The organism is Cupriavidus sp. YR651 (assembly GCF_900101625.1).
GTDB lineage: Bacteria > Pseudomonadota > Gammaproteobacteria > Burkholderiales > Burkholderiaceae > Cupriavidus.
Genome location: NZ_FMYZ01000001.1, coordinates 551,749 through 577,164 on the forward strand (window position 1 = coordinate 551,749; position 25,416 = coordinate 577,164).

At 64.1% G+C, this 25,416-nt stretch carries 22 protein-coding genes; 6 read left to right on the plus strand and 16 right to left on the minus strand.

From position 1 onward, the window contains the following. Window positions 1–143: 143 nt before the first annotated feature. Window positions 144–581 (plus strand): universal stress protein, encoded by a 438-nt coding sequence (locus BLR29_RS02410; protein ID WP_092134336.1) that lies wholly within the window; start codon window positions 144–146, stop codon window positions 579–581. Window positions 582–898: 317 nt separating this feature from the next. On the opposite strand, the gene BLR29_RS02415 is transcribed toward BLR29_RS02410, so the two are convergent. Continuing rightward, on the minus strand, window positions 899–1,423 hold the full coding sequence (locus tag BLR29_RS02415; protein ID WP_092134337.1) for a hypothetical protein: 525 nt from the start codon (window positions 1,421–1,423) through the stop codon (window positions 899–901). A gap of 582 nt (window positions 1,424–2,005) precedes the next feature. Between BLR29_RS02415 and infA the strand changes: the two genes are divergently transcribed. The 3 genes from infA (at window position 2,006) to BLR29_RS02430 (ending at window position 3,997) form a co-directional block, all read left to right on the plus strand. Next, the gene (infA, locus tag BLR29_RS02420) at window positions 2,006–2,227 is read left to right on the plus strand and encodes a translation initiation factor IF-1 (RefSeq protein ID WP_008641674.1); all 222 of its coding nucleotides are present in this window, start codon (window positions 2,006–2,008) and stop codon (window positions 2,225–2,227) included. Between the two features lie 164 nt (window positions 2,228–2,391). Continuing rightward, on the plus strand, window positions 2,392–2,868 hold the full coding sequence (locus BLR29_RS02425) for a SixA phosphatase family protein (RefSeq protein ID WP_092134339.1): 477 nt from the start codon (window positions 2,392–2,394) through the stop codon (window positions 2,866–2,868). Between the two features lie 277 nt (window positions 2,869–3,145). Further along, on the plus strand, window positions 3,146–3,997 hold the full coding sequence (locus BLR29_RS02430) for a GNAT family N-acetyltransferase (RefSeq protein ID WP_092134340.1): 852 nt from the start codon (window positions 3,146–3,148) through the stop codon (window positions 3,995–3,997). Between the two features lie 112 nt (window positions 3,998–4,109). On the opposite strand, the gene ppx is transcribed toward BLR29_RS02430, so the two are convergent. Then, window positions 4,110–5,645: an exopolyphosphatase gene (gene ppx / locus BLR29_RS02435; RefSeq protein WP_092134342.1), complete on the minus strand. Its 1,536-nt coding sequence runs from the start codon at window positions 5,643–5,645 to the stop codon at window positions 4,110–4,112. A gap of 150 nt (window positions 5,646–5,795) precedes the next feature. Here ppx and ppk1 point away from each other — a divergent pair, with 150 nt between their 5' ends. Next, on the plus strand, window positions 5,796–7,877 hold the full coding sequence (ppk1, locus tag BLR29_RS02440) for a polyphosphate kinase 1 (RefSeq protein WP_092134343.1): 2,082 nt from the start codon (window positions 5,796–5,798) through the stop codon (window positions 7,875–7,877). 71 nt (window positions 7,878–7,948) lie between these two features. Here ppk1 and phoR read toward each other — a convergent pair whose 3' ends face one another. From phoR to BLR29_RS02495, 11 genes are all read right to left on the minus strand, one after another. Then, window positions 7,949–9,292, minus strand: a complete 1,344-nt coding sequence (phoR, locus tag BLR29_RS02445) for a phosphate regulon sensor histidine kinase PhoR (protein ID WP_092134345.1) — start codon at window positions 9,290–9,292, stop codon at window positions 7,949–7,951. A 210-nt stretch (window positions 9,293–9,502) separates the two neighbouring features. Beyond that, complete coding sequence (gene phoB / locus BLR29_RS02450; protein WP_092134346.1) at window positions 9,503–10,210, minus strand: phosphate regulon transcriptional regulator PhoB; 708 nt, start codon at window positions 10,208–10,210, stop codon at window positions 9,503–9,505. A 34-nt stretch (window positions 10,211–10,244) separates the two neighbouring features. Then, entirely contained in the window at window positions 10,245–10,949 is a 705-nt protein-coding gene (gene phoU, locus BLR29_RS02455; RefSeq protein WP_092134347.1) for a phosphate signaling complex protein PhoU, read from the minus strand. Between the two features lie 55 nt (window positions 10,950–11,004). Next, window positions 11,005–11,793, minus strand: coding sequence for a phosphate ABC transporter ATP-binding protein PstB (gene pstB / locus BLR29_RS02460; RefSeq protein WP_092135388.1), 789 nt, complete (start codon window positions 11,791–11,793; stop codon window positions 11,005–11,007). A gap of 45 nt (window positions 11,794–11,838) precedes the next feature. Further along, on the minus strand, window positions 11,839–12,744 hold the full coding sequence (gene pstA / locus BLR29_RS02465; protein WP_092134349.1) for a phosphate ABC transporter permease PstA: 906 nt from the start codon (window positions 12,742–12,744) through the stop codon (window positions 11,839–11,841). Further along, on the minus strand, window positions 12,741–13,706 hold the full coding sequence (gene pstC / locus BLR29_RS02470; protein WP_092134351.1) for a phosphate ABC transporter permease PstC: 966 nt from the start codon (window positions 13,704–13,706) through the stop codon (window positions 12,741–12,743). Before pstC ends, pstA begins: the two co-directional genes overlap by 4 nt. 157 nt (window positions 13,707–13,863) lie before the next feature. After that, a complete protein-coding gene (pstS, locus tag BLR29_RS02475) occupies window positions 13,864–14,895 on the minus strand; it encodes a phosphate ABC transporter substrate-binding protein PstS (protein WP_092134352.1) in 1,032 nt (343 codons plus the stop codon). A 286-nt stretch (window positions 14,896–15,181) separates the two neighbouring features. Continuing rightward, window positions 15,182–16,525, minus strand: a complete 1,344-nt coding sequence (gene glmM / locus BLR29_RS02480; RefSeq protein WP_092134354.1) for a phosphoglucosamine mutase — start codon at window positions 16,523–16,525, stop codon at window positions 15,182–15,184. A gap of 14 nt (window positions 16,526–16,539) precedes the next feature. Beyond that, complete coding sequence (gene folP / locus BLR29_RS02485) at window positions 16,540–17,400, minus strand: dihydropteroate synthase (RefSeq protein WP_092134355.1); 861 nt, start codon at window positions 17,398–17,400, stop codon at window positions 16,540–16,542. 81 nt (window positions 17,401–17,481) lie between these two features. Then, window positions 17,482–19,365 carry an ATP-dependent zinc metalloprotease FtsH gene (gene ftsH / locus BLR29_RS02490; protein WP_092134357.1) on the minus strand — a complete coding sequence of 628 codons (1,884 nt, stop codon included), beginning with the start codon at window positions 19,363–19,365 and terminating at the stop codon, window positions 17,482–17,484. A gap of 154 nt (window positions 19,366–19,519) precedes the next feature. Further along, window positions 19,520–20,185: an RlmE family RNA methyltransferase gene (locus BLR29_RS02495; RefSeq protein WP_092134358.1), complete on the minus strand. Its 666-nt coding sequence runs from the start codon at window positions 20,183–20,185 to the stop codon at window positions 19,520–19,522. Window positions 20,186–20,325: 140 nt separating this feature from the next. Here BLR29_RS02495 and BLR29_RS02500 point away from each other — a divergent pair, with 140 nt between their 5' ends. Next, window positions 20,326–20,832 (plus strand): YhbY family RNA-binding protein, encoded by a 507-nt coding sequence (locus BLR29_RS02500; protein WP_092134360.1) that lies wholly within the window; start codon window positions 20,326–20,328, stop codon window positions 20,830–20,832. A 95-nt stretch (window positions 20,833–20,927) separates the two neighbouring features. Here BLR29_RS02500 and BLR29_RS02505 read toward each other — a convergent pair whose 3' ends face one another. The 3 genes from BLR29_RS02505 to carB all read right to left on the minus strand — a co-directional run bounded on the left by BLR29_RS02505 (window position 20,928) and on the right by carB (window position 25,399). After that, complete coding sequence (locus BLR29_RS02505; RefSeq protein WP_092134361.1) at window positions 20,928–21,431, minus strand: DUF4149 domain-containing protein; 504 nt, start codon at window positions 21,429–21,431, stop codon at window positions 20,928–20,930. A gap of 14 nt (window positions 21,432–21,445) precedes the next feature. Continuing rightward, a complete protein-coding gene (greA, locus tag BLR29_RS02510) occupies window positions 21,446–21,922 on the minus strand; it encodes a transcription elongation factor GreA (RefSeq protein ID WP_092134363.1) in 477 nt (158 codons plus the stop codon). Between the two features lie 228 nt (window positions 21,923–22,150). Beyond that, window positions 22,151–25,399 (minus strand): carbamoyl-phosphate synthase large subunit, encoded by a 3,249-nt coding sequence (carB, locus tag BLR29_RS02515; RefSeq protein ID WP_092134364.1) that lies wholly within the window; start codon window positions 25,397–25,399, stop codon window positions 22,151–22,153. Between the last annotated feature and the right edge of the window lie 17 nt (window positions 25,400–25,416).

Consider the following 25,416-nt stretch of genomic DNA (forward strand, 5'->3'; position numbering starts at 1 on the left):
ACTCCAGAGTATTTCAATCGACCTATACTGGATTCAGGCCGCATGGCTACCGTGTCTCTGGCGCAGCTTCAGCCAACTTTGATCGACACGAGGTGGTGAGCAACCCTTCGCGCCAGCGCGCTTTGCGGGCGAGGAGGGACATCATGTTCAATCATCTTCTTCTTCCGGTCGACGGTTCAGCCCTTTCCGAATCGGCATTCCACAAGGCAATTGCGTTCGCTGGCGAGATGAATGCCAGGGTCACTGCCATTCGCGTTTGCCCCGACTATCACATCCTGGCCTACCACACGGAAATGCTGAGCGATACCCGCGAGCAATACAAGGAAGCGGCCTGGGAAAACGCAACGCATTATCTGAGCAGGCTTGCGCGCGAGGCGGGCGCTGCCGGCGTGGACTGCCAGACGCTCTACTCCGTCAGCGACCATCCCTATGAGGCAATTATCAAGGCTGCCGAAGACAGGGAGTGCGACCTGATTGTGATGGCATCGCATGGCCGCCGCGGTGTGCAGGGCGTCCTGATCGGTAGCGAGACACAGAAAGTCCTTACCCACAGCAAGATCCCGGTGCTTGTCTACCGATAACGCGAGAGATTTCCCATCGATGCCTCCTGCCCGCGCATATACCCTCCCCCACACGCGGCCGCACGCGCCGTGAGGTGGAAGGCGACGGCAGGTGCCAATCGGGGTGCTATTACAAGCCGACCAGGATCGTACCCAGGACGTACACCGTGCCGACCACCAGGATGGCGCCAGCAAATGCCAAGTAGTATCTGGCGCCGTGGCGCGGAGGATCCGAATGAAAATGGTGAACAACCGATTTCATTTTGTATTGGAGGACTGAACCCGCCTCCGCCTGTGCCGTAACGGCACGGCGGATGGCGGCGAAACGCTGATCAAGCTCAGCCGCGTGGCGATGCGGGCACCGCCTCCATTCGTCGCTCGAAATGCATGTACGCGTCAGCGGCCACCAGCCCAAACAGGGCGTGCGCGAACAGGCTTTCCCAGCCGCGGGCTTCGTCGAACCAGTTGAAATAACGCCCGAACACGTAGAAGTTGACGAAGTACGCTACCAGGCCAAATACGATGCCGACCGCCGACGCCATGACAAAGCTCGAGTCGAAGCGGAACGACGACACAATCATCGCCAGAACCCCCGCCATGACGATCGACAGCCCAAAGTGCACGATGCCGGCCGCCAGTACGATCGTCCAGCTGAAGCCATCGGCAGATGCCAGCGCCTCGCGTCCCAGCATCAGCGCGGCCACCATTTTGACGGTGCCCCACGCGCCCTGGTAGAGCACGAAGCGGGCCGTCAGCAGTTCCAGCACCATGTACATCGCACCGGCGATGAGCCCGGCAATCACCACGGCGCGCCAGTCCGGCATGCGGCGAACATAGTGATGTGATTCCAGGTGGAGTTCCATACTGCCTCCTTTTGCCCAGTGGGCAGGTAAGACCGATGACGACGGCCTTCCTGATAGTTTTAGCCCATCAATCACAAATACCAAGCGATTCAAAAGCCACGCCCGACCAGCGCCCGGACGCCAGTCGTTGCGGCAACGCAGCATCCCGGAAGCCCGCGCCCCGAACCGGTTCCGAGCCACCGTGCTGCGCCTGCGATGTGGTACAATCCCGCGTCAGTTCGGGGTATCTGAGCATGCCCTGTAACCGGGTCCACGCCGCCAGGCGTCTGGAAAAACCGCCCCCGCCCCGCATCTTCGGGAAGTTGGGACCGTCCCAGGCCCGGAAACACCTTGCCCGCCTGTCCCGCGACGCTAACGGCTGCAACGACAAGAGTGGCCGTCACTGGCAAGGCAATCGTCTGGGTTTTCCGCGCCCCTCCGCGATTTTCCTGACCTGGCTCTCCGGGCCCCGTCAGCTTGCCACCCGATACGGTCCGCGCGGCCGCCGCAAGTGCGGCGAAACTTGTGAGCGTGCGCTGCCGAGGCGCTCACAGGATTCACTAACTCATGCAGCCCCAAAAGGCTGCCGCAAAGGAAAACAGATTGGCTAAGGAAGAACTCATTGAATTTGGCGGCGTGGTGTCGGAAGCCCTGCCCGACAACCGTTATCGCGTCACGCTGGAAAACGGCGTGGAAATCTGGGCATACGCCTCGGGCAAAATGCAGAAGCACCGCATCCGCATTTTGGCCGGCGATCGCGTAACCCTGGAAATGTCGCCCTACGACCTGACCAAGGGCCGCATCAATTTCCGCCACAAATCCTGAGTTTGCGCCGACCCGGACGGACGCCGCTGTCACGCGGCTGACACCGCCCTCGCCGACACTAGCGGGCTGCCTACGGGCAGCCCGCTTTGTTTTTGCCACGAGCTCGGCTTGCACGGGGCAGTTCGCTTCACCATACTCAAAGCATCACGATCCCCTGCCCTGACATGAACCTGATTCTGTGGCGCCACGCCGAAGCCGAGGATCTGCCCGCCGCGCTGAGCCTGTCGCGCAGCGCGGACCTGCAGCGCCCACTGACACGGCGAGGCCGCAAACAGGCCGAAGCATCCGCGGCATGGCTACGCGCACATCTGCCCGCCGATCGGCGCGTCATCTGCAGCCCCGCGCTGCGCACGCGGGAAACCGCCGCGGCACTAACCGGCGAGCCGGAAATCATGCCTGACCTGGCCCCCGGCGCCGACGCCAGCACAGTGCTCGCGGCCATCGACTGGCCGCAAGGCCACGACAACACGGTGGTCGTCGGTCATCAGCCATGGATCGGCCTGATCGCCAGCCTGCTGCTGGCCGGCCAGGAAATGAACTGGAGCGTGAAGAAAAGCGGTATCTGGTGGCTAAGCGGCCGTACGCGCGAAAGCGAAGCCCAGGTGGTGCTGCGCGCCGTCATCAATCCCGACCTGCTTTAAGCCCCACGCCCGCGGCTTCCCTGTCGCGGCAGAACGTCAACGCCAGCATCAGCAACACCAGCCACCGCCGTCGGATGCCACAAATGGCACCCGAATGCCCGCGCATCTTTCGGAAAGCGGTGATCGCCGCGCCTGCGGCCAGCCAGTGAGCGTCAGTCACGCACGCCGGCCATCGCCAGAACTCTGCGTCACGGAAGCGTCATCACTGGTTCACGGCACTGTCACTCGGCCTCTCTACATTGTTTCGAAGCCGTTTCGTCACCGAAAGGACACACTGATGCGCGATCTCCCGACGCCTACCCAGCCGCTTTTCGACTCCTTGCCCACTGGCCTGACTGGCCAGTCGGCGCGGAGGCGTCTTCCTCGTCAGCCAACGCAACGTCAAAACGATACACAAGCTGCAGCGCCTGCTTTCAGTGTGGCGTGGGCACGTCACCAGGATGAAGTAGCCGAGGCCCAGCGCCTGCGCTACAAGGTCTTCGCGGAGGAAATGGGCGCCCGCCTGCAATCCTCGGCAGCGGAAACCGATGTGGACATGTTCGACGCCTACTGCGACCACCTGATCGTGCGCGACCAGGAAACGCTAAAGGTGGTTGGCACCTACCGCGTACTGCCGCCGCACCAGGCAAAGCGCATCGGCTGCCTCTATGCCGAATCCGAATTCGACCTCGTCCGCCTGGCGCACCTGCGCCCCAAGATGCTGGAACTGGGCCGCTCCTGCGTGCACCGCGACTACCGCTCGGGCAGCGTGATCATGGCCCTGTGGGGCGGTCTGGGCGAATACCTGCAGCGCTACAACCTGGAATCGATGCTGGGTTGCGCCAGCGTGCCGATGAGCGACGGCGGCCACTATGCAGCCAGCCTGTACCGCTTGTTTGCCGAAAAGGCGCTGGCCCCGATCGAATACCATGCCTTCCCGCGCGTGCCGCTGCCCGTGGACGACCTGAATCAGACGCTGGACGTGGAACCGCCCGCACTGATCAAGGGCTACCTCCGCCTCGGCGCCAGGATCTGCGGCCTGCCGGCCTGGGATCCTGACTTCAATGTGGCGGACTTCCTGACACTGCTGCGCGTGAGCGACATGAACCCGCGCTATGCCCGCCACTTCCTGGGCCTGAATCGCGACTGATCTCCGACTGATTCCCGGTCGAGGCGCTGCGTCGAGCGGCATCAAAAACAAAACGGCGACCTCGGTATCGGGGTCGCCGTTTTGCTTCTGCCCGCACGTCGGGCCGCTCGGCTCAGACGTACACGACCTTGTAGCGCTTGCCGATGCGCTCCCATTCATCGGCCTCCTGCGCGAGGCTGTACTCGACGAGCGGATTGGCATCGATCCACGTCTTCGGCAGCCGCACCTCAAAGCCTTCGTCGAGCGCATCGGAGCGCTGTCTCACGCGAATATCGGGCAGCTTGACGTCGGCACGGCGGCGGCACAGCACAAAGGCCAGCCGCAGGCTGAACAGCATCCGCCAGTCGACGAACTTGCCGCTGCCGGACAGCTTGCCAAGCTTGCCCGCGTGCCCCAGCAACAGCGTGGCCAGCCGGGCCTGATCGGTCTTTGAGAATCCCGGCATATCCGCGTGCGTCGAGATGTACGCCGAATGCTTGTGGTAGCCGCTGTGCGAGATCGACATGCCGATCTCATGCAGGCTGGCAGCCCAGCCCAGCAGCGCCAGGTTGTCGTCGCGGCGCTCGTTGGGCGGCGGATCGGGGAACTGCGCCAGCAACTCGCGCGCGGCGGCCCCTACCCGGCCGGCCTGCGCGCGGTCGACCGCATAGCGGCGCATGAACTGGTCGACCGTCACCGTGCGCATGTCCTCGTGATGGCTACGTCCCAGCAGGTCGTATAGCACCCCGAGGCGCAGCGCGCCGTCGGTGACGTCCATGCGATCGATGTCGAGCTCGGCGAAGACACCGAGCATGATCGACAGGCCGCCGGGCAGCACCGGAATCCGGTCAGCCTTGAGCCCGGTCAGCTTCACGCGATTGGTGTTCTCCGCCTTGACGAGGGCGCGCTTCAGGCGCTCCAGCCCTTCGCGCGTGATGCCGTGCTCGGCCGGGTTATCGTTCATGCCGTTGAGCTCGATCAGCTCGGCCAGCGCGCGCGCCGTGCCCGACGAGCCCACCGCCTGCTGCCAGCCCGCAGCGCGGTACTGGCGCACCAGCACCTGGATTTCGCGGCGTGCGGCCAGTTCAGCCTGCTTCATCGCGTATTCGTCGACATTGCCGCTCGGGAAGAACTGGCGGCTGTGCGACACGCATCCGATATACAGGCTCTCCATCAGCTTGGACTGATAGCCGCTGCCGATGATGAACTCGGTGGAACCGCCACCAATATCGACCACGAGGCGATTGCCCTGGCAGGCCGGCGCATCATGCGAGGCCCCCAGGTAGATCAGCCGCGCCTCTTCACGCCCGGCGATCACTTCGATCGGGAACCCCAGCGCGTTCTCGGCCTCGATCAGGAATTCGGAAGCATTCTTGGCCACGCGCAGCGTATTGGTGGCCACGGCGCGCACATGCTCGGGGGCGAAGTCGCGCAGGCGGTCGCCAAACCGGCGTAGTGCGTCGATGCCGCGCCGGCGTGCGGGCTGGTCCAGGTACTTGTCCGGCGTCAGGCCGGCAGCCAGCCGCACAGGCTCGCGCAGGGCATCCACCTGGAAGATCTGGCTGGCAGGGCCGGAAGCCGTGGGGGTCTCGTCCACCCGCCCGATCATCAGGCGGAAGCTGTTGGAGCCCATGTCGACGGCGGCCAGCAAGCGGGGAGTTTGTGTCATTGCGTCTGAATTGCGCGGGTTCGGCCCAAAGAGCACCAAACCCGAAAGATTATGTCCTTGTCATGTCTGCATCATGACAAAATCAAAGTGTCATCAAACTGACACGATTCTATGAAAAAGTCGCCACATTACCAAAATGAGGTCTTATACATGTCGACGACGCCGCCCGGCACGCTGCTGAACCGCGAGCTGGGCATTCTGGAATTCAATGCGCGCGTGCTCGCGCAGGCCGCCGACCCGAATGTACCGCTGCTGGAAAGGCTGAAGTTCATCTGCATCGTGTCCAGCAATCTGGACGAGTTTTTCGAGATCCGGATGGCCGGCCTGAAGGAGCAGATGCGGGACAACGCGTCGGGCCTCACGCCCGACGGCCTCTCCTTCCTGCAGGCCTACCAGCTTGTCACCGAGCGTACCCAGCGGCTGGTTGCCTCGCAGTATGACATGCTGCAGAACGTGATTTTCCCCGCGCTGGAAAAAGACGGGGTGTTCTTCCACCTGACCAGCACGTGGACCGACGCCCAGCGCGAATGGGCGCGCGACTTCTTCGTGCGCGAACTGGGCCCGGTGCTGACGCCGATTGCGCTGGACCCGGCGCATCCCTTCCCGCGCGTCCTCAACAAGAGCCTGAACTTCGTGGTGGAGCTGTCCGGCAAGGACGCCTTCGGACGCGATGCCGACCTCGCCATCGTGCAGGCCCCGCGTGCGCTGCCGCGCGTGGTGCGCATGCCGGAAAAGCTGTCCGGCTACCCCTACGGCTTCGTGATGTTGTCGTCCTTCATGCAGGCATTCGTGCATGAGCTGTTCCCGGCGATCGAAGTGCAAGGCTGCTACCAGTTCCGCGTGACGCGCAACTCGGACCTGTTCGTGTCCGAAGACGACATCACCGATCTGCGCGAAGCGCTGCAGGGCGAACTTCCCGCGCGGCACTTTGGCGATACGGTGCGGCTGGAAGTCTCCTCGGACACCCCGAACGCGCTGGCGCGCCGCCTGTTGCTGGAGTCCGGCCTGACGGAACAGGATCTCTACCGCGTCAGCGGCCCGGTGAACCTGGTGCGCCTGATGCAGATTCCCGATCTGGTCGACCGCCCCGCCCTCAAGTACCCGCCGCATGTGCCGGCGGCGATGAAGGCGTTCTCGCCGGGCATCGGCATGTTCGACGTGATCCGCCAGCAGGACGTGCTGATGCACCATCCGTACGAGAGCTTTACTTCCGTGCTGGACCTGCTGCAACTGGCCGCCGCCGACCCCAACGTGGTGGCCATCAAGCAGACCGTGTACCGCACCGGCAATGAGTCGCTGGTCATGGAAGCGCTGATGACCGCCGCCCGCAACGGCAAGGAAGTCACGGTGGTGGTGGAGCTGCTGGCGCGTTTCGACGAGGAAACCAACATCAACTGGGCGGAACGCCTGGAATCGGCCGGCGCCCACGTCGTCTACGGTGTGGTGGGTCACAAGTGCCACGCCAAGATGCTGCTGATCGTGCGCCGCGAAGCCGCCACGCCGAAGGCCAAGCACGTCTCGCTGCGCCGTTACGCCCACCTGGGCACCGGCAACTACCATCCGCGCACGGCACGGCTGTACACGGACTTCGGCTTGCTGACCACCAACGAGAAGATCTGCGAAGACGTACATCACGTGTTCCAGCTGCTGACGGGAACCGCAGGCACGATCCGGCTGAATCACCTGTGGCAGTCGCCGTTCACGATGCACAGCAACCTTGTCGAGCATATCCGCGCGGAGGCTCGCAACGCGCGCGCCGGCAAGTCCGCGCGGATCATCGCCAAGATGAATGCGTTGCTGGAGCCGTCGATCATCGACGAGCTCTACAAGGCGTCACGCGCCGGCGTGAAAATCGAACTGATCGTACGGGGCGTCTGCGCGTTGCGTCCCGGGGTACCGGGGATGTCGGAAAACATCTCCGTGCGCTCGATTGTCGGCCGCTTCCTGGAACACCATCGCGTCTACTACTTCCGCGCCGGTGGCGAGGATGTGGTCTACCTGTCCAGCGCGGACTGGATGGATCGCAACCTGTTCCGTCGCGTGGAGGTGGCCTTCCCGGTGCTGGACCGGGTGCTCAAGGCGCGCGTGATCAAGGAAAGCCTGCAGATACATCTGCGCGACAACGCGTCCGCATGGATCATGCAGCCGGACGGCAACTACGTGCGCAAGCTCTCGCGGGCCAAGGAACAGCACGTGAGCCAGCTGGAATTGCTGGCGATGTTCGGCGGCTGAGCCGGTAACGGCAACCCAAAACGAAAACGGCCCGTCGGGGCCGTTTTTTCTTCCTTGCATCGCCGTTGTACTCAGGCGGCGTGCCGCGTGCGATCCGGATAGTTCGGCGCCACGTCCGGCTCATACCCGCTGCGGTCCGTCGGGAAGATGATGCGAAACGTGCTGCCTCGTCCGACTTCGCTGGTCACGCGCATGTCCGCATGGTGACGGGACAGCACATGCTTGACGATGGCCAGCCCGAGCCCCGTGCCGCCCGTGTCGCGCGAACGGCTGCGATCCACGCGATAGAACCGCTCGGTCAGCCGCGGAATATGCTCGGGCGCAATGCCCAATCCCGTATCGCTCACCGAGAACACCGAATGCCCGTCGGTGTAGGTCAGGCGGATCGCGATCCGCCCGCCGTCCGGCGTGTAGCGCACCGCGTTGGAAACCAGGTTGCCCAGCGCCGAGAGCAGTTCGCTTTCGGCGCCACGCAGGACCACGCTCGCGTCGATCTCCGCCTGGATCTGGTGCCGATCCTGCGACAGCGCCTCGGCATCGTGCACCAGGTGCGCGGCCAGCGCCCCCACGTTCACGCGCTCCAGCGGAGGCGGCTGGACATCCGACTCCAGCTTGGCCAGCGCCAGCAGGTCTTCCACGATCCGCTGCATGCGCATCGACTGCACCAGCATCATGTCGACGTAGCGCTTGCGGTCATCCTCGGTTACGGGCAGGTCCCGCACCGTCTCCAGGAAACCGGTCAGCACGGTCAGCGGCGTCTTCAGTTCGTGCGACACATTGGCCACGAAATCGCGCCGCATGGCTTCGGTGCTTTCCACCTTGGTGATGTCCTGCGTCAGCACGAGCTTGCGGTTCTCGCCATAGGGAAGGATCTGCACCGAGGTGATGCTGCGCTTGTGCTCGCCCATATCGCGCATGATCAGCGGCTCGTCATAGCGCTCGCGCGTCAGGTAGTTGACGAATTCGGGGCGGCGGATCAGGTGCGTGATGCGCTGGCGCACGTCGCGCCGGGCGTTCAGGCCAAAATGCTGCTCCGCCACGCCATTGCACCACTCGATCTGGTCGGCATCGTCGAGCATCAGCACGCCGTAGGGCGACGCCTGGATGGCCTGGATAAAGCGCGTGTGCTGTTGCTCCACCTGCAACACCTGCGTGCGCCAGCGCTTGACCAGCCGGTGCAGGCGGTAATAGACCTCGCCCCACAGGCCGAGCGCGCTGGGAATCGCGCCATAGGCAGGTGCATCGAGCACCTTCCACAGCCGGTTGATCTGGAACAGGTAGTAGCCCAGCAGCAGGAACAGCGAGACGCAGAGGAACAGCAGGCCGGAAATGGGGCCGGCCGTGACGTACAAGCTGGCACCGATGATGGCCAGGCAGACAAGAATGGCCGCGGATCGGGCCCAGATGACATTCATGCGAGGGAAGAGGATTCAGGCGGGCGGCCAGGCCGCGGGCGCGTTGCGTCGGAGTGTGCCACGAATTCACGTCGTTCTGCGCGCGGATCTGTGGACCGATCCGCACATGGATCTGCGCATCGATCCGCGCATCGAGCCGCGAGCCGCCAGCGCTCGCCATGCCAGTCCGCCGGCGCGGCCCCTCTGTATCCGCGCCCGGCGAACGACCGTTCAGTGGCTCGACCCGCGGGCCAGGCGATAACCGCTGCCACGGACCGTTTCGATCATGTTGCTGTATCCGCCCGGCATCAGCGCGGCACGCAGGCGCTTGATGTGGACGTCCACGGTGCGCTCTTCCACGAAAACGTGGTCGCCCCACACCTGATCGAGCAATTGTGACCGGCTATGCACGCGCTCCGGATGCGTCATCAGGAAGTGCAGCAGGCGGAACTCGGTCGGGCCCAGGTCCAGCTTGATCGGCCCGCCCTCATCCTGCCCCGTCACGCGATGCGTGGCCGGGTCCAGCCGCAGGCCGTTGATGGCCACCACGTCGTCCGTCAGCTGCGGTGCCCGGCGGCGCAAGACGGCCTTGATGCGAGCCAGCAGCTCCTTGGGCGAGAACGGCTTGGTCACGTAGTCGTCCGCACCGGCCTCCAGTCCCATCACCTTGTCCTGCTCCTCGCTGCGAGCGGTGAGCATGATGATCGGAATCTGCTTGGTGCGGTCGTTGGTACGCAGTTCCTTGGCGAAGGTCGCGCCCGACTTGCCCGGGAGCATCCAGTCCAGCAGGACAAGGTCGGGCAGCACGTCGCTCATCAGCGACAGCGCCTGCTCGGCGTTATAGGCCCGGATCGGATAGTGCCCCGCGTGCTGCAGGTTGACGGCAATCAGCTCAGCGATCGCCGGTTCGTCTTCGACAACGAGAATACTGCTTGGCATGTATGTTTTCTCCGCTCTTCAGTCCCTGGGCTTTTCAGCTCAGCGCTTCGCGCTCCATATCTTCGCGCGAGGCATGACGGACGTCCCTGCCCTTTACGATATAGATGATGAATTCTGCAATATTCTTGGCATGATCGCCGATCCGCTCGATGGCCTTGGCGATAAACAGGAAGTCCAGCGCCACCGAAATCGTGCGCGGATCTTCCATCATGTAGGTGATCAGCTTGCGCACGAAGGCCCGGAATTCGTCGTCGATGGCCTTGTCGTCCTTGACGATCCGCGCGGCCGCCACGGTATCCAGGCGGGCAAACGCATCCAGCGCCTGACGCAGCAGCGTGATGGCCATCTCGCCCGACAGCTTCACCTCGGAATAATTGATGTTATGGGCCGCCGCATCTTCCATGATGTGCTTGGTCCGCTTGGCCACCTTCTCGGCTTCGTCGCCAGCGCGCTCCAGGTTGGTGATCGTCTTGGAGATCGCCATCACCAGGCGCAGGTCGCGCGCGGTCGGCTGGCGGCGGGCGATGATGTTGCCGCAGTCCGCGTCGATCTCGAGCTCCAGCGCGTTGAGCTGTTGTTCGCGGGTAATGACCTGGTCGGCCAGGTCGGCGTCGAAGTCGGCCAGCGCGCGCATGGCCAGCTCGATCTGCGATTCCACCAGGCCGCCCATCTGCAGCAGCTTGGTGTTGATCGCGTTGAGGTCGGCGTCGAACTGGGTCGACAGGTGCTTGTCAGTCATGGTGTTCTCCTGGCCGCTATTCGTATGCTAGGCGTGGAAGGTCGAGTCCTGCAATTCAGCCGAAGCGGCCGGTAATGTAATCCTCAGTTTCCTTGCGATGCGGCTTGATGAAGATCTTTTCGGTCTCGCCGAATTCGATCAGTTCGCCCAGGTACATGTACGCCGTGTAGTCCGAGCAGCGCGCGGCCTGCTGCATGTTGTGGGTCACGATGACCACCGTGTACTCGTCCTTCAGTTCGGCGATCAGTTCCTCGATGCGGCCCGTGGAAATCGGGTCCAGCGCGGAGCACGGCTCGTCCAGCAGCAGCACTTCCGGACGGATCGCGATGCCGCGCGCGATGCACAGACGCTGCTGCTGCCCGCCGGACAGGCCATAGCCAGACTGGTGCAGCTTGTCCTTGGCCTCATTCCACAGCGCGGCCTTGGACAGCGCCCATTCCACGCGGTCGTCCATTTCGGAGCGCGACAGCTTCTCGAACAGCCGCACGCCGAAGGCGATGTTGTCGTAGATCGACATCGGGAACGGCGTCGGCTTCTGGAACACCATGCCCACCTTGGCGCGCAACAGCGAGATGTCCTGCTTGCTGGTCAGCAGGTTTTCGCCGTCCATGTTGATCTCGCCCTCGGCGCGTTGCTCCGGGTACAGCGCATACATCTTGTTGAAGGTGCGCAGCAGCGTGGACTTGCCGCAGCCGGACGGGCCGATGAACGCGGTCACCTTGCGGTCCGGAATCGACATGTTGACGTTCTTCAGCGCGTGGAACTGGCTGTAGTAGAAATTCAGGTTCCGCACGTCGATCTTGGCGCGCACAGTATCGGGAATGTCGATGACGGTAGAAGTCATGCTCATGTCTCGCTTGAATTCGATGGTTCGGGCACGTGGCGCCGGTTATTTCTTGAACAGCATGCGCGCCGCGATATTCAGCGCGAGCACACCGACGGTAATCAGGAACACCCCGGCCCAGGCCAGTTGCTGCCATTCGGTGAACGGGCTCATGGCGAAGCGGAAAATCGTCACCGGCAGGTTGGCCATCGGCTTGTTCAGGTCGCTGCTCCAGAACTGATTGGACAGCGCGGTGAACAGCAGCGGCGCGGTCTCGCCCGCGATGCGGGCCACGGCCAGCAGCACGCCGGTCACGATGCCCGCATACGACGACTTGACCGTGATCGACAACACCATCTTCCACTTGGGCGTGCCAAGGGCCACCGCGGCCTCACGCAGCGCGTTCGGCACCAGTTGCAGCATGTTCTCCGTGGTGCGGACCACGATGGGGACCTGCAGCAGCGCCAGCGCGCACACACCGGCCCAGCCCGAGAAGTGGCCCATGCGGGTCACCACCAGCGCGTAGACAAACAGGCCGATCACGATGGACGGCGCCGAGAGCAGGATGTCGTTGATAAAGCGGATCAGGCTGGCCAGCGGCGATTTCTGGCCATACTCGGCCAGGTAGATGCCCGCCAGGATGCCCAGCGGCGTGCCGAGCAGCGTGGCCATGCCGACCATCACGAAGCTGCCGAAGATGGCGTTGGCCAGCCCCCCGCCGGCCGTGTTCGGCGCCGGGGTCATCTGGGTGAACAAGTCGAGCGACAGCCCGCCCACGCCCAGCGAGATGGTGGTCCACAAGATCCACGCGAGCCAGAACAGGCCAAAACCCATCGCCGCGAGCGATGCGGTCAGCGCGTACAGGTTCATCCGGCGGCGCGAGCCCTGCAGGCGGGCGCGCACGGCGTCCGCATCGGGACGAACGGCGGGGATGGCGGAAGTCGACACGACGGCTTGGCTGGCTTGGTTCATTTGCCACCCTCATTCTTGGCGAGTCGCAGCAGCAGGAGCTTGGACAGCGCCAGCACCACGAACGTAATCACGAACAGGATCAGGCCCAGCTCCATCAGCGCGGCGGTATGCAGCCCGGCGCCGGCTTCGGCGAATTCGTTGGCCAATGCCGAGGTGATGCTGTTGCCCGGCGAAAACAGCGAGACGCTATCCAGCAGGTTGGTGTTGCCGATCACGAAGGTGACGGCCATGGTCTCGCCAAGCGCGCGGCCCAGACCCAGCATCACGCCACCGATGACGCCCGCGCGGGTGAACGGCAGCACGACGTTCCACATCACTTCCCACGTGGTGCAGCCGATGCCGTAGGCCGACTCCTTCAGCAGCACCGGCGTGACTTCAAACACATCGCGCATCACCGAGGCGATGTACGGAATGATCATGATGGCCAGGATGACGCCGGCACAGAGCAGGCCAATGCCCAAGGGGGCGCCCTGGAACAGTTTGCCGATCACGGGCACCTGGCCCACGGTGGCAGCCAGCGGCTTCTGGAAGTATTCGCCGAAGATTGGCGAGAACACGAGCAGGCCCCACATGCCGTACACGATGGACGGCACGGCGGCGAGCAGCTCGATGGCGGTGCCAAGCGGCCGGCGCAGCCATGCTGGCGACAGCTCGGTGAGAAACAGTGCGATGCCGAAGCTGACCGGCACGGCGATGATCAGGGCGATCAGCGAAGTCACCAGCGTGCCGTAGATCGGCACGAGTGCGCCGTAGACGTCGGCGGGCGGATCCCACTGGGCCTCCCAAAGGAAGGCGATGCCGAACTGCTTGATTGACGGCCATGCGGTGATGGCCAGGGAAACGATGATGCCGCCCAGCAGCAGCAGCGTGACGATGGCGGCGCCGCGGGTCAGGCCGCCGAACAGGATGTCGCCGGTGCGGCTGGGAGGCCGGACTGCGGGAAGATCGGACGTAGTCGCCATGGTGGGGAAATCGAGTGCGTGGATGGATTCGGCGCGGATCGCCAGGGGCCTGGCGCGACGGCGGACCGGCCGGTCCGGCAGCCCCTGCAGCTTGCTGGCCGCGGGGGCTGCCTTGTCACGCGACCGCCGGGGCCACGTGACGGGGCATGTCAGGCAATCAGTACAGCGACTTGCCCGAAGCGTCCTTGACGCTGCTCTTCCAGGTCGTGCGGATCTGGTTCACGACCGACTCCGGCAGCGGCACGTAATCCAGGTCAGAAGCCATCGTACCGCCGCTCTTGTAGGCCCAGTCAAAGAACTTCATCACTTCGGCGCCTTGAGCCGGCTTCTCCTGGCTCTTGTGCAGCAGGATGAACGTGGCACCGGCGATCGGCCATGCCGTCTTGCCCGACTGGTTGGTCAGGATCTGGTAGTAGGTCTTGCTCCAGTCAGCACCTGCGGCGGCGGCCTTGAAGGCATCGTCACCCGGCTGCACCACTTCACCCGACGCGTTCTTCATGTTCAGGTGGGTCATCTTGTTCTGCTTGGCGTAGGCGTACTCGACGTAGCCAATGGCGCCGTTCAGGCGCTGCACGAAAGCGGCCACGCCTTCGTTACCCTTGCCGCCCGTGCCGCCACCCGGCCAGTTCACCGTGGTGCCCTCGCCCACCGAGCTCTTCCAGTCCGGGCTCACCTTCGACAGGTAGTTGGTGAAGATGAAGGTCGTGCCCGAGCCATCGGCGCGGCGTACCGGCAGGATGTCCTGGTTCGGCAGCTTGGCCTTCGGGTTCAGGGCCTTGATCGCGGGATCGTCCCACTTCTTGATCTTGCCCAGGTAGATGTTTGCCAGCACTTCGCCGGTGATCGTCAGCTCGCCCGGCTTCACGCCTTGCAGGTTGATCACGGGCACCACGCCACCGATGACGGTCGGGAATTGAACCAGGCCTTGCTTGGCCAGTTCGTCGTCCTTCAGCGGGGCGTCGGAAGCGCCGAAATCGACCGTCTTGGCGCCAATTTGCTTGATGCCGCCCGACGAGCCGATGGATTGATAGTTGACCTTGTTACCCGTTGCTTTTTGATAGGCGTCAGCCCATTTGGAATACACGGGCGCCGGGAAAGAGGCGCCAGCACCGGTAATTTCCGCCGCGAACGCAGTACCCGCTACGACCATCGAAACGATGCCTGCCACGGCAGTCTTGACCAGCTTCATATGTCCTCCAGAGAACATGGTTGGGAATGACAAATTTTTGACAAGTCGAACTTTAGGCCCTCTGTATGACAGTTCCGTGACATCCCCGAATCTTCTTCGAACATCCCGCCAGCCCGCCCTGATCCACGCTGCCGTCACACCGTCGCCGTCTCCCCGTGATCTGCCCGCCACCTGCCTTGTCGGCTTGAAAACATGGCGGTTAATTGCCAAATAGCGATAAAAAACGCCACGGCGGGTAGCCGTGGCGTCATGAGGCGTTGGTGCCTTGGGTAGGGACTGGCCGGAATCAGGTGCGCAATGCGTCCGCCAGCGTCTGCGCCGCGCGTTCGGCGGTTTCCACCTGCTCCGCCTCGACCATCACGCGCACCACAGGCTCAGTGCCGGAGGCACGGATCAGCACACGGCCGCGACCTTCCAGCTCTGGCTCCACGCGCGCACGGGCCGCTTGCAGACCGGCATGGGTCTGCCAGTCGAAGCCCTTCTCCACACGTACGTTGATCAGCGTTTGCGGGAACAGGCGCACGCCTTCCAGCAGTTGTGCCAGCGTCTTGCCGCTGCGACGCAGTGCCGCCAGCACCTGCAGTGCGGACACGATGCCGTCGCCGGTGGTGTGCCGGTCCAGGCAGAGCAAGTGGCCGGAGCCCTCGCCGCCCAGCATCCACTTGTTCTTGTTCAGCTCTTCCAGCACGTAGCGGTCGCCCACCTTGGCGCGCACGAAGGAGACGCCCAGGCGCTTGAGCGCCAGCTCCACGGCCATGTTCGTCATCAGCGTGCCGACAGCGCCTTCGACCTTCTGGCCGGCCGCCTGGCGGTCCCGGACGATCAGGTACAGCAGTTCGTCACCGTTGTAGAGACGACCATCGGCATCCACCACTTGCAGGCGGTCCGCATCGCCGTCGAAGGCCAGGCCCAGGTCGGCGCCGTGGGCCTTGACGGCCTCGATCAGCTTGTCCGGTGCCGTGGCGCCGTAACCCGCGTTGATGTTGCGGCCATCGGGCTGGTTGCCGATGGCAATGACCTCGGCGCCGAGTTCGTGGAACACGTGCGGGGCAATGTGGTACGCGGCCCCATTGGCGCAATCCACCACCAGCTTCAGGCCATGCAGGTCCTGCTCATACGGGAACGTGCTCTTGCAGAACTCGATATAGCGGCCCGCGGCATCCTCGATCCGGCGCGCGCGGCCCAGGTCGTCGGAGCGCACACAGGCCATCGGCTCTTCCAGCTGCGCCTCGATCTTCTGCTCGACGTCATCCGGCAGCTTGTCGCCGGAGGCGGAGAAGAACTTGATGCCGTTGTCGTAGTACGGATTGTGGCTGGCGGAAATCACCACGCCTGCCGCCAGGCGCAACGCCCGGGTCAGGTAGGCAATGCCCGGCGTGGGCAACGGCCCGGTCAGCAGCACATTCACACCCGCCGCGGTAAAGCCGGCTTCCAGCGCAGCCTCCAGCATGTAACCGGAGATCCGCGTGTCCTTGCCGATCAATACCGTCGGCTTGCCTTGCGAGGTCTTCTGGCCCAGTGCCAGCACCTTGCCGGCCGCATAACCCAGCCGCATCACGAAGTCCGGCGTGATCGGCGCCTCGCCGACCCGACCCCGCACGCCATCTGTCCCGAAATACTTGCGTGTCATCTGTTCATTTCTCCCTATTGCCCTGTACCGGCAACTGATTCATGGCGAATCGCCCACCACGTCTTGAGGGCGTCCACTGTCTGTTCCACGTCGTGCACACGCACGATGAAAGCACCGCGCTCGGCCGCGCACACCGCCGCCGCCAGGCTGGCCGCCACGCGCTGTTGCGGTGGCTTGCCGCCAAGGATGGCGCCGAGGGTCGACTTGCGCGACAGCCCGGCCAGAATCGGCAGGCCATCGACAGCCAGCCGCGGCATCTGGCCGAGCAAGCGGAGATTATGATCCGGAGTCTTGCCAAAGCCAAAGCCTGGATCTAGCGAAATGCGTGCATCGTCCACGCCCGCTGCGCGCAGGACGGCTACCCGCTCGCGCAGGAATGCCTCCACTTCGGTCACCACATCCGTGTAGTGGGGGTCTTCCTGCATGGTTTGCGGGTCGCGCTGCATGTGCATCACGCACAGACCCGCCTGCCCCGCCGCCACGGCCTCGACGGCCCCCGGCATGCGGAAACCCCAGATATCGTTGATCAGATCCGCTCCGCCCGCCAGTGCCGCGCGCATGACCTCGGGCTTGTAGGTGTCGATGGACAGCGGCTTGCCGCAGCCTGCCAGCGCCTCCACGATTGGCATCACGCGTGCAAGCTCCTGGTCGAGTGGCAGCGCCGCAGATCCCGGGCGGCTCGATTCGCCACCAATGTCGATGATATCCACGCCCTCGGCCATCATCTGTTCCGCATGACGCAAGGCCGCGTCGCGGGTAGCGTGCTGGCCGCCATCGGAGAACGAATCGGGCGTCACGTTCAGGATGCCCATGACGAGCGGGCGGCGGTTACGGGCGAAGCGGTAGCGCCCGCACTGGAAATACTCGGTCGACAAGGTTCGTGTCCTGGAATGGAAAAAGCCGGTGCGCAGGGCACCGGCTTCGGAGGCTGTCAGGGACAGCCGGGGTCACACAGGTCAGGCCGTGGCAGGGGCGTTGGTCGGCGCCACCGGCGAACCGCCCGAAGGCGTGCTGCCACCACCGTTCGGGCCCGACACGCCGCGCGGCGGGCGCGGCGGCTTGCCGGCCATGATGTCGTTGACCTGCTCGGCGTCGATCGTTTCCCACTCCATCAGCGCGTTGGTCATCGCTTCGACCTTGTCGCGGTTCTCTTCCAGCAGGCGCTTGGCCAGCGCGTACTGCTCGTCGATGATGCGGCGGATCTCGGCATCGACCTTCTGCTGCGTGGCCTCCGACACCGTCTTCGACGACAGCTTGCCGAACATGCCGTCCTGCTCGGTGTCGACGTAGACCATGGCGCCCAGCGTATCGCTCATGCCGAAACGGGTCACCATGTCGCGGGCAATCTTGGTCGCACGCTCGAAGTCATTGGACGCACCGGTGCTCATGGCGTTGAGGAAGACCTCTTCCGCCGCCCGGCCGCCGAAGAGAATGGCAATCTCTTCAAGCATGTTGTCCTTGTACTTCGAATACTTGTCATGCTCCGGCAGCTGCCAGGTCACGCCCAGCGCCCAGCCGCGCGGCATGATCGTGACCTTGTGCACCGGGTCGGCCTTCGGCAGCAGCTTGGCCACCACCGCGTGACCGGACTCGTGGTAAGCCGTGGCCTTGCGCTCTTCCTCGCGCATGACCGTCGACTTGCGCTCCGGACCCATGTAGATCTTGTCCTTGGCGTCCTCGAAGTCCTGCATGTCGACCACGCGCTTGCTGCGGCGAGCGGCGAACAGCGCGGCTTCGTTGACCAGGTTCGCCAGGTCGGCACCCGAGAAACCCGGCGTACCGCGCGCGATGATCGATGCGTCCACGTCGTTGCCGATCGGCACCTTGCGCATATGGACCTTCAGGATCTGCTCGCGGCCGCGGATGTCCGGCAGGCCCACGTAGACCTGCCGGTCGAAACGGCCCGGACGCAGCAGCGCCTTGTCGAGCACGTCCGCACGGTTGGTCGCGGCGATCACGATGACGCCCGAGTTGGCCTCGAAGCCGTCCATCTCCACCAGCATCTGGTTCAGGGTCTGCTCGCGCTCGTCGTTGCCACCGCCCATGCCGGCGCCACGATGGCGGCCGACCGCGTCGATTTCGTCGATGAACACGATGCAGGGGGCCTGCTTCTTGGCATTCTCGAACATGTCGCGCACACGGGCCGCGCCCACGCCGACGAACATTTCCACGAAGTCAGAACCCGAGATGCTGAAAAACGGCACCTTGGCTTCGCCGGCGATGGCGCGCGCCAGCAGCGTCTTGCCGGTACCCGGGGGGCCCACCAGCAACACGCCGCGCGGGATGCGCCCGCCCAGCTTCTGGAATTTCTGCGGATCCTTGAGGAAGTCGACCAGCTCGACCACTTCTTCCTTGGATTCGTCGCAACCGGCGACGTCCTGGAAGGTGACGGCGTTCTGGTTCTCGTCGATCAGGCGTGCACGGGATTTGCCGAAGGAGAAGGCGCCGCCTTTCCCCCCGCCCTGCATCTGCCGCATCATGTAGAACCAGAAGACGATGATCAGGAGGGTCGGCCCGAGGTAGTACAGGGCCTGCACGAGCAGGTTGGGCTCGTCGTCGGCCTTGCCGGTCACCTGGACACCGTACTTCATCAGGTCGCCGACCATCCAGATGTCGCCCGGCGAAATGATGGTGTACTTGGCGCCCTCTTTCGGCGATACCACCAGGTTACGGCCCTGCACGTCGACGCGGCTCACCTTGCCGTTCTTGGCGTCATCCATGAACTGCGAATAGGTGACGCCGTCCTGGGCACGTGGTTTGTCGAACTGCTTGAAGACGGTAAACAACACCAGCGCGATCACGAGCCAGATTGCCGCCTTTTGAAACAGGTTGTTATTCAAGGCCGAACTCCTTTGCAATTGCCTTGCCAACGGATAGCTGCATTGCATTGTAATGCAGTGCCCGCCCCCGGGGTGAAACTCTGAATCTATGATGCCGATAGTGCCCGACCCGCCCCATTCGGGACAATCCGGGAAAAACCAGCCCAACGCAACATCAGTCCAGCGTTTTCAGGTATCGCCCAAGAATAAAGGTCTCTGAAGACTTGTCGCGTGACGCCTTGGGCTTGCGTTTGGCGACCACCTTGAACTGACGTTTGAACTTCTCCACGATCTGGCTGTAGCCGCTGCCGTGGAAACACTTTACCAGCAACGATCCCTCCGGCTTCAGATGGGCCTGGGCAAAGTCCAGCGCCAGGTCGCACAGATACTCGATCCGGGCCGAATCCGCCGAAGACACACCAGACAAATTGGGGGCCATATCGGAGATAACAAGGTCGATCCGGGACCCGCCCGAGGCCGCCAGCACAACTTCTTCCAACTGGCGGAATACTTCTTCCTCGCGGAAATCCCCCTGAATGAAAGTGACGTCGGCAACCGGCTCCATCGGCAGGAGATCGATCGCCACCACCGCGCCGTCGATCCGGCCGTCCCGGGCCCGTGGCGACGCCGCCAGCTTGTTGCGCGCATACTGGCTCCAGCTGCCGGGGGCGGCGCCCAGGTCAACGATGACCTGGCCGGGCTGGATCAGCTTGTCCTGCTCGTCGATTTCCTTGAGCTTGTAGGCCGCCCGGGCCCGATAGCCGTCGCGCTGGGCCATCTTCACATAAGGATCGTTGATATGGTCGTGCAGCCACGACTGGTTGAATTTGTTCTTGGCCATTCCAGAGATACGCCTTGTTGCGGGAGCCGCCCGGCCACGTTACGTGACCGCATGCAGTTTTTCTCCCTTTTTGCTGATCTTTGCCGCCTGCCGGCGATATTTTGGCGGATAATACGCGCCAATCCGCTTTTCGCCATCTCATGCCAGCACTCCAACTGATCCCCGCCCAACGCTCCGACCTGCGCTCGCGCGCCCACAGCCTGAATCCCGTGGTCATGATCGGTGCGGAAGGCCTGACTCCCGCTGTCCTGGCCGAGATCGATCGCAGCCTGGCGGCCCACGATCTCATCAAGATCCGTGTATTCGGCGACGAGCGTGACACGCGAATCGCCATCTACGAAGCCATTTGCGACGAGCTCGACGCCGCGCCGATCCAGCACATTGGCAAGCTGCTGGTGATCTGGCGTCCGGGTCCGGCCCGCCTGAAGGAAAACCAGCCCGAGGAGCTGGGCCGCATGGCCCCGCGCCGCCTGGGAGCCGGTGCCGCGCCGCGCACTGTCACGGTGCGCAAGCCCAGCGCCGCGCCGAATCGCCGGCCGACCCGCAAGCAGGTGACCGTGCTCGGCAATGAACGGGTGACCCAGGGCGGCAACGTCAAGCGCTCGCGCGCCCGTCCTGCCAGCCAAAAGAAGAAGGCACTGGGCTGATTCGGTCCCTGCTTTCACCAAAAACGCCCGCGTCAGCGGGCGTTTTCTATTCCGCAGCCTGAATTGCCTTGCCTGGATTGCTTGTTCCCCGCTGCTTATTCCCCGGCCGATCGCGGCGCGGCGGCGCGCCAGACCAGCACCAGGGCCAGCAGGCTGTGCAGCAGATAGATGACGCTCGACACGCCGTGCAGCATGCCGAACTGACCCTTGTAGGGCGATTCGGAAACGCCCACGTTCAGCGCCTGTGCCTTGACCTTCAGCCCCTCCATGAAAGGCTGCACGCCGAAGTAGCCGGCCAGCACGCACACCAGCATGGCCAGCACGATCCAGCGCAATACGCGATACCGCGCGGCACCCCGGCGGATCATCACGTTGCACAGCACCAGCTGCAATACCCCAACCGTCACGCCGAGGATTGCCTCGTAGCGGAACAGGTGGCCCGCGATCATGCCGGCAGTCTCGCGGCTGGGCAGCACGGCAAACAGCGTGGGGGCCACCATGTAGCCCACCGTCCACAAACTGCCGGCCCATACGACGGTCAGCAGCAGGAAAATGCGGTGGGGCAACGGCGGCAGATTTGAATAGGAAGACGAGAACACGCCTGGGCCGCCCGTCAGACGTAGCGGACGGTGATGACTTCGTATTCGCGCTCGCCGCCCGGGGCCAGCACGATGGCCACATCGCCCTCGAACTTGCCGATCAGCGCACGGGCGATCGGGGAACTCACGGAAATCTTGCCGCTGTCCAGATCGGCTTCATCGTCGCCAACGATCTGGTAACTCACGGGCTTGCCCGATTCCAGGTCTTCCAGGTCCACGGTGGCGCCAAAGACGATGCGGCCGTCGGTGTCCAGCTGGGTCGGGTCGATGATCTGGGCGGCCGACAGCTTCGACTCCACCTCGATGATGCGGCCTTCGATAAAGGCCTGCTTCTCCTTGGCGGCGTCGTACTCGGCGTTTTCCGACAGGTCGCCCTGGGCGCGCGCCTCGGAGATGGCATTGATCACCGCGGGACGTTCGACGGCCTTGAGGCGCTGCAGTTCTTCCTTCAGGAGCTCGGCGCCACGCTTGGTAATCGGAATGGTGCTCATTGTCTCGTTCAACAAAAAAATGAGCCGCAGCGGAGCTGGAGCCATGTCCCGGCAAGGCTGCCGGAAGCACTTCCGCTCAACCGCGGCTTTCGGATATGACCGGACGGCGCAATGGCCGTCCGATCGACGAATTCGACGTAGTGTAGGCGAAGAAGCCCGCCGGCATCAACCCGGCGGGCCTCACGAGGGACGTGTGCGCCCCTCGCGGCGCAGCATTTTCAGACGCTGTCAGGCCAGTTGCTTATGCAGGCTCTGCAGGTCATAGACCTCCAGGCTTTGCATGTGCTTCAGGCCCTCCACCGCGGCACGGGCGCCGGCGATGGTGGTGTAGTACGGCACCCGGGCGGCCAGCGCCGCGATCCGGATCGACCGCGAATCGGCAATCGCCGTACGGGTCTCGTCCACGGTCGTGAACACCAGCGCCAGCTCGCCATTCTTGATCATGTCCACGATGTGCGGACGGCCGTCCTTGACCTTGTTGACCACCCGGACAGGGATGCCGGCGGCCTCGATGGCCGACGCCGTGCCGCGCGTGGCGACGATCGGGTAGCCCAGGTCGTGCAGCATGCGGGCCACGCCAACGGCGCGCGGCTTGTCGCTATCCTTGACGGTAATCAGCACGGTGCCCTTCTCCGGCAGGCGCGATCCCGCAGCCAGCTGGCTCTTGAACAGTGCCTCGCCGAACACCTTGCCCACGCCCATCACTTCACCGGTCGAGCGCATTTCAGGTCCGAGGACCGGATCCACGCCGGGGAACTTGTTGAACGGGAACACGGCTTCCTTGACGCTGAAGTACGGCGGCACGACTTCTTCGCCGATGCCCTGCGAATCCAGCGACTGGCCGGCCATGCAGCGCGCGGCGATCTTGGCCAGCGACAGGCCCGTGGCCTTCGACACGTACGGCACGGTCCGCGACGCACGCGGGTTCACTTCCAGCACGTAGACGACGTCCTCGCCGTTGGTCTGCTGGATGGCGAACTGCACGTTCATCAGGCCCACCACGTTCAGCGCCTTGGCCATCGCGGCGGTCTGGCGCCGCAGTTCGTCCACGGTGGCCTGGGCCAGCGAGTACGGCGGGAGCGAGCAGGCGGAATCGCCCGAATGCACGCCAGCCTGCTCGATATGCTCCATCACGCCGCCGATGAACACGCGCTGGCCGTCGCACAGGGCGTCCACGTCGCACTCGATGGCATCGTTCAGGAAGCGGTCCAGCAGCACCGGGGAGTCGTTCGACACCTTCACGGCCTCGCGCATGTAGCGCTCGAGGTCGCGCGGCTCGTGCACGATTTCCATCGCGCGGCCACCCAGCACGTACGACGGGCGCACCACCAGCGGGTAGCCGATTTCCTCGGCCAGGCGCAGCGCTTCGTCCTCGGCACGCGCGGTGCGGTTGGGCGGCTGGCGCAGGCCCAGCTCCTGCAGCAGCTTCTGGAAGCGCTCGCGGTCTTCCGCGGCGTCGATCATGTCCGGGCTGGTGCCGATGATCGGCACGCCGTTGGCTTCCAGGTCCAGCGCCAGCTTCAGCGGGGTCTGGCCGCCGTATTGCACGATCACGCCAACCGGCTTTTCCTTGTCGACGATTTCCAGCACGTCTTCCAGCGTCAGCGGCTCGAAGTACAGGCGGTCCGAGGTGTCATAGTCGGTCGACACGGTTTCCGGGTTGCAGTTGACCATGATGGTCTCGTACCCGTCTTCGCGCAGCGCCAGCGCGGCGTGTACGCAGCAGTAGTCGAACTCGATGCCCTGGCCGATCCGGTTCGGGCCGCCGCCCAGCACCATGATCTTCTTGTTGGCGGTCGGCTCGGCCTCGCACTCGCCATGTTCGGCTTCATACGTGCCGTACATGTAGGCGGTGTTGGTCGCGAACTCGGCCGCGCAGGTGTCCACGCGCTTGTAGACCGGGCGCACGTTCTGGGCCACGCGCGCCTCGCGCACGGCCTTTGCATCGGTCTTCATCAGCCGGGCCAGGCGGCGGTCGGAGAAGCCCTTCTGCTTGAGCAGGCGCAACTCGGCCGACGACAGGCTGGCCAGCGTGCGGTTACGCACCAGGCCTTCGGTCTTGACGATGTCCTCGATCTGGGCCAGGAACCACGGATCGATATCGGTTTCGGCATGCACTTCTTCCAGCGACATGCCCAGGCGGAAGGCGTCGCCCACGTACCAGATACGGTCCGGGCCGGCCTCGCCGATTTCCTCGATCACCTCGTCGCGGTCGGAGGACTTCTCGTCCAGGCCGTCCACGCCGACTTCCAGACCGCGCAGGGCCTTCTGGAACGATTCCTGGAAGGTCCGGCCCATGGCCATCACTTCGCCCACGGACTTCATCTGCGTGGTCAGGTGGCTGTCGGCCTGCGGGAATTTCTCGAAGGCGAAACGCGGCACCTTGGTGACCACGTAGTCGATCGACGGCTCGAACGACGCCGGGGTCTGGCCGCCGGTGATCTCGTTCTTGAGCTCGTCCAGCGTGTAGCCCACGGCCAGCTTGGCGGCGACCTTGGCGATCGGGAAGCCGGTGGCCTTCGAGGCCAGCGCCGAAGACCGCGACACGCGCGGGTTCATTTCGATCACGATCATCCGGCCATCTTGCGGATTGATCGAGAACTGCACGTTCGAGCCGCCGGTGTCCACGCCGATCTCGCGCAGCACGGCCAGCGAGGCGTTACGCAGGATCTGGTATTCCTTGTCGGTCAGCGTCTGGGCCGGGGCCACGGTGATCGAGTCACCGGTGTGGATGCCCATCGGGTCCAGGTTTTCGATCGAGCAGATGATGATGCAGTTGTCCGCCTTGTCGCGGACCACTTCCATCTCGTATTCCTTCCAGCCGAGCAGCGACTCTTCGATCAGCAGCTCGCGCGTGGGCGACAGGTCCAGGCCGCGCTTGCAGATCTCTTCGAACTCTTCGCGGTTGTAGGCAATGCCGCCGCCGGAGCCGCCCAGCGTGAACGACGGGCGGATCACGATCGGGTAGCCGGTGGTGCCGGTGTCCTGGGCGATGCGCGATTGCACCGCCACGGCTTCATCCATCGAGTGGGCGATGCCGGACTTGGCCGAACCGAGACCGATCTTGGTCATCGCGTCCTTGAACTTCTGGCGGTCTTCGGCCTTGTCGATCGCTTCCGGCGACGCGCCGATCAGCTCCACCTTGTACTTGTCCAGCACGCCGTGGCGATGCAGGTCCAGCGCGCAGTTCAGCGCGGTCTGGCCGCCCATGGTCGGCAGGATCGCGTCCGGGCGTTCCTTCGCGATGATGCGCTCGACCACTTCCCAGGTGATGGGCTCGATGTAGGTCACGTCGGCCGTGTTCGGGTCCGTCATGATGGTCGCCGGGTTCGAGTTGACCAGGATGACCTTGTAACCCTCTTCGCGCAGGGCCTTGCAGGCCTGGGCGCCGGAGTAGTCGAATTCGCACGCCTGGCCGATGATGATGGGGCCCGCGCCGATGATCAGGATGCTTTTAATGTCTGTGCGTTTTGGCATTGCACGCTCTCTTTGGT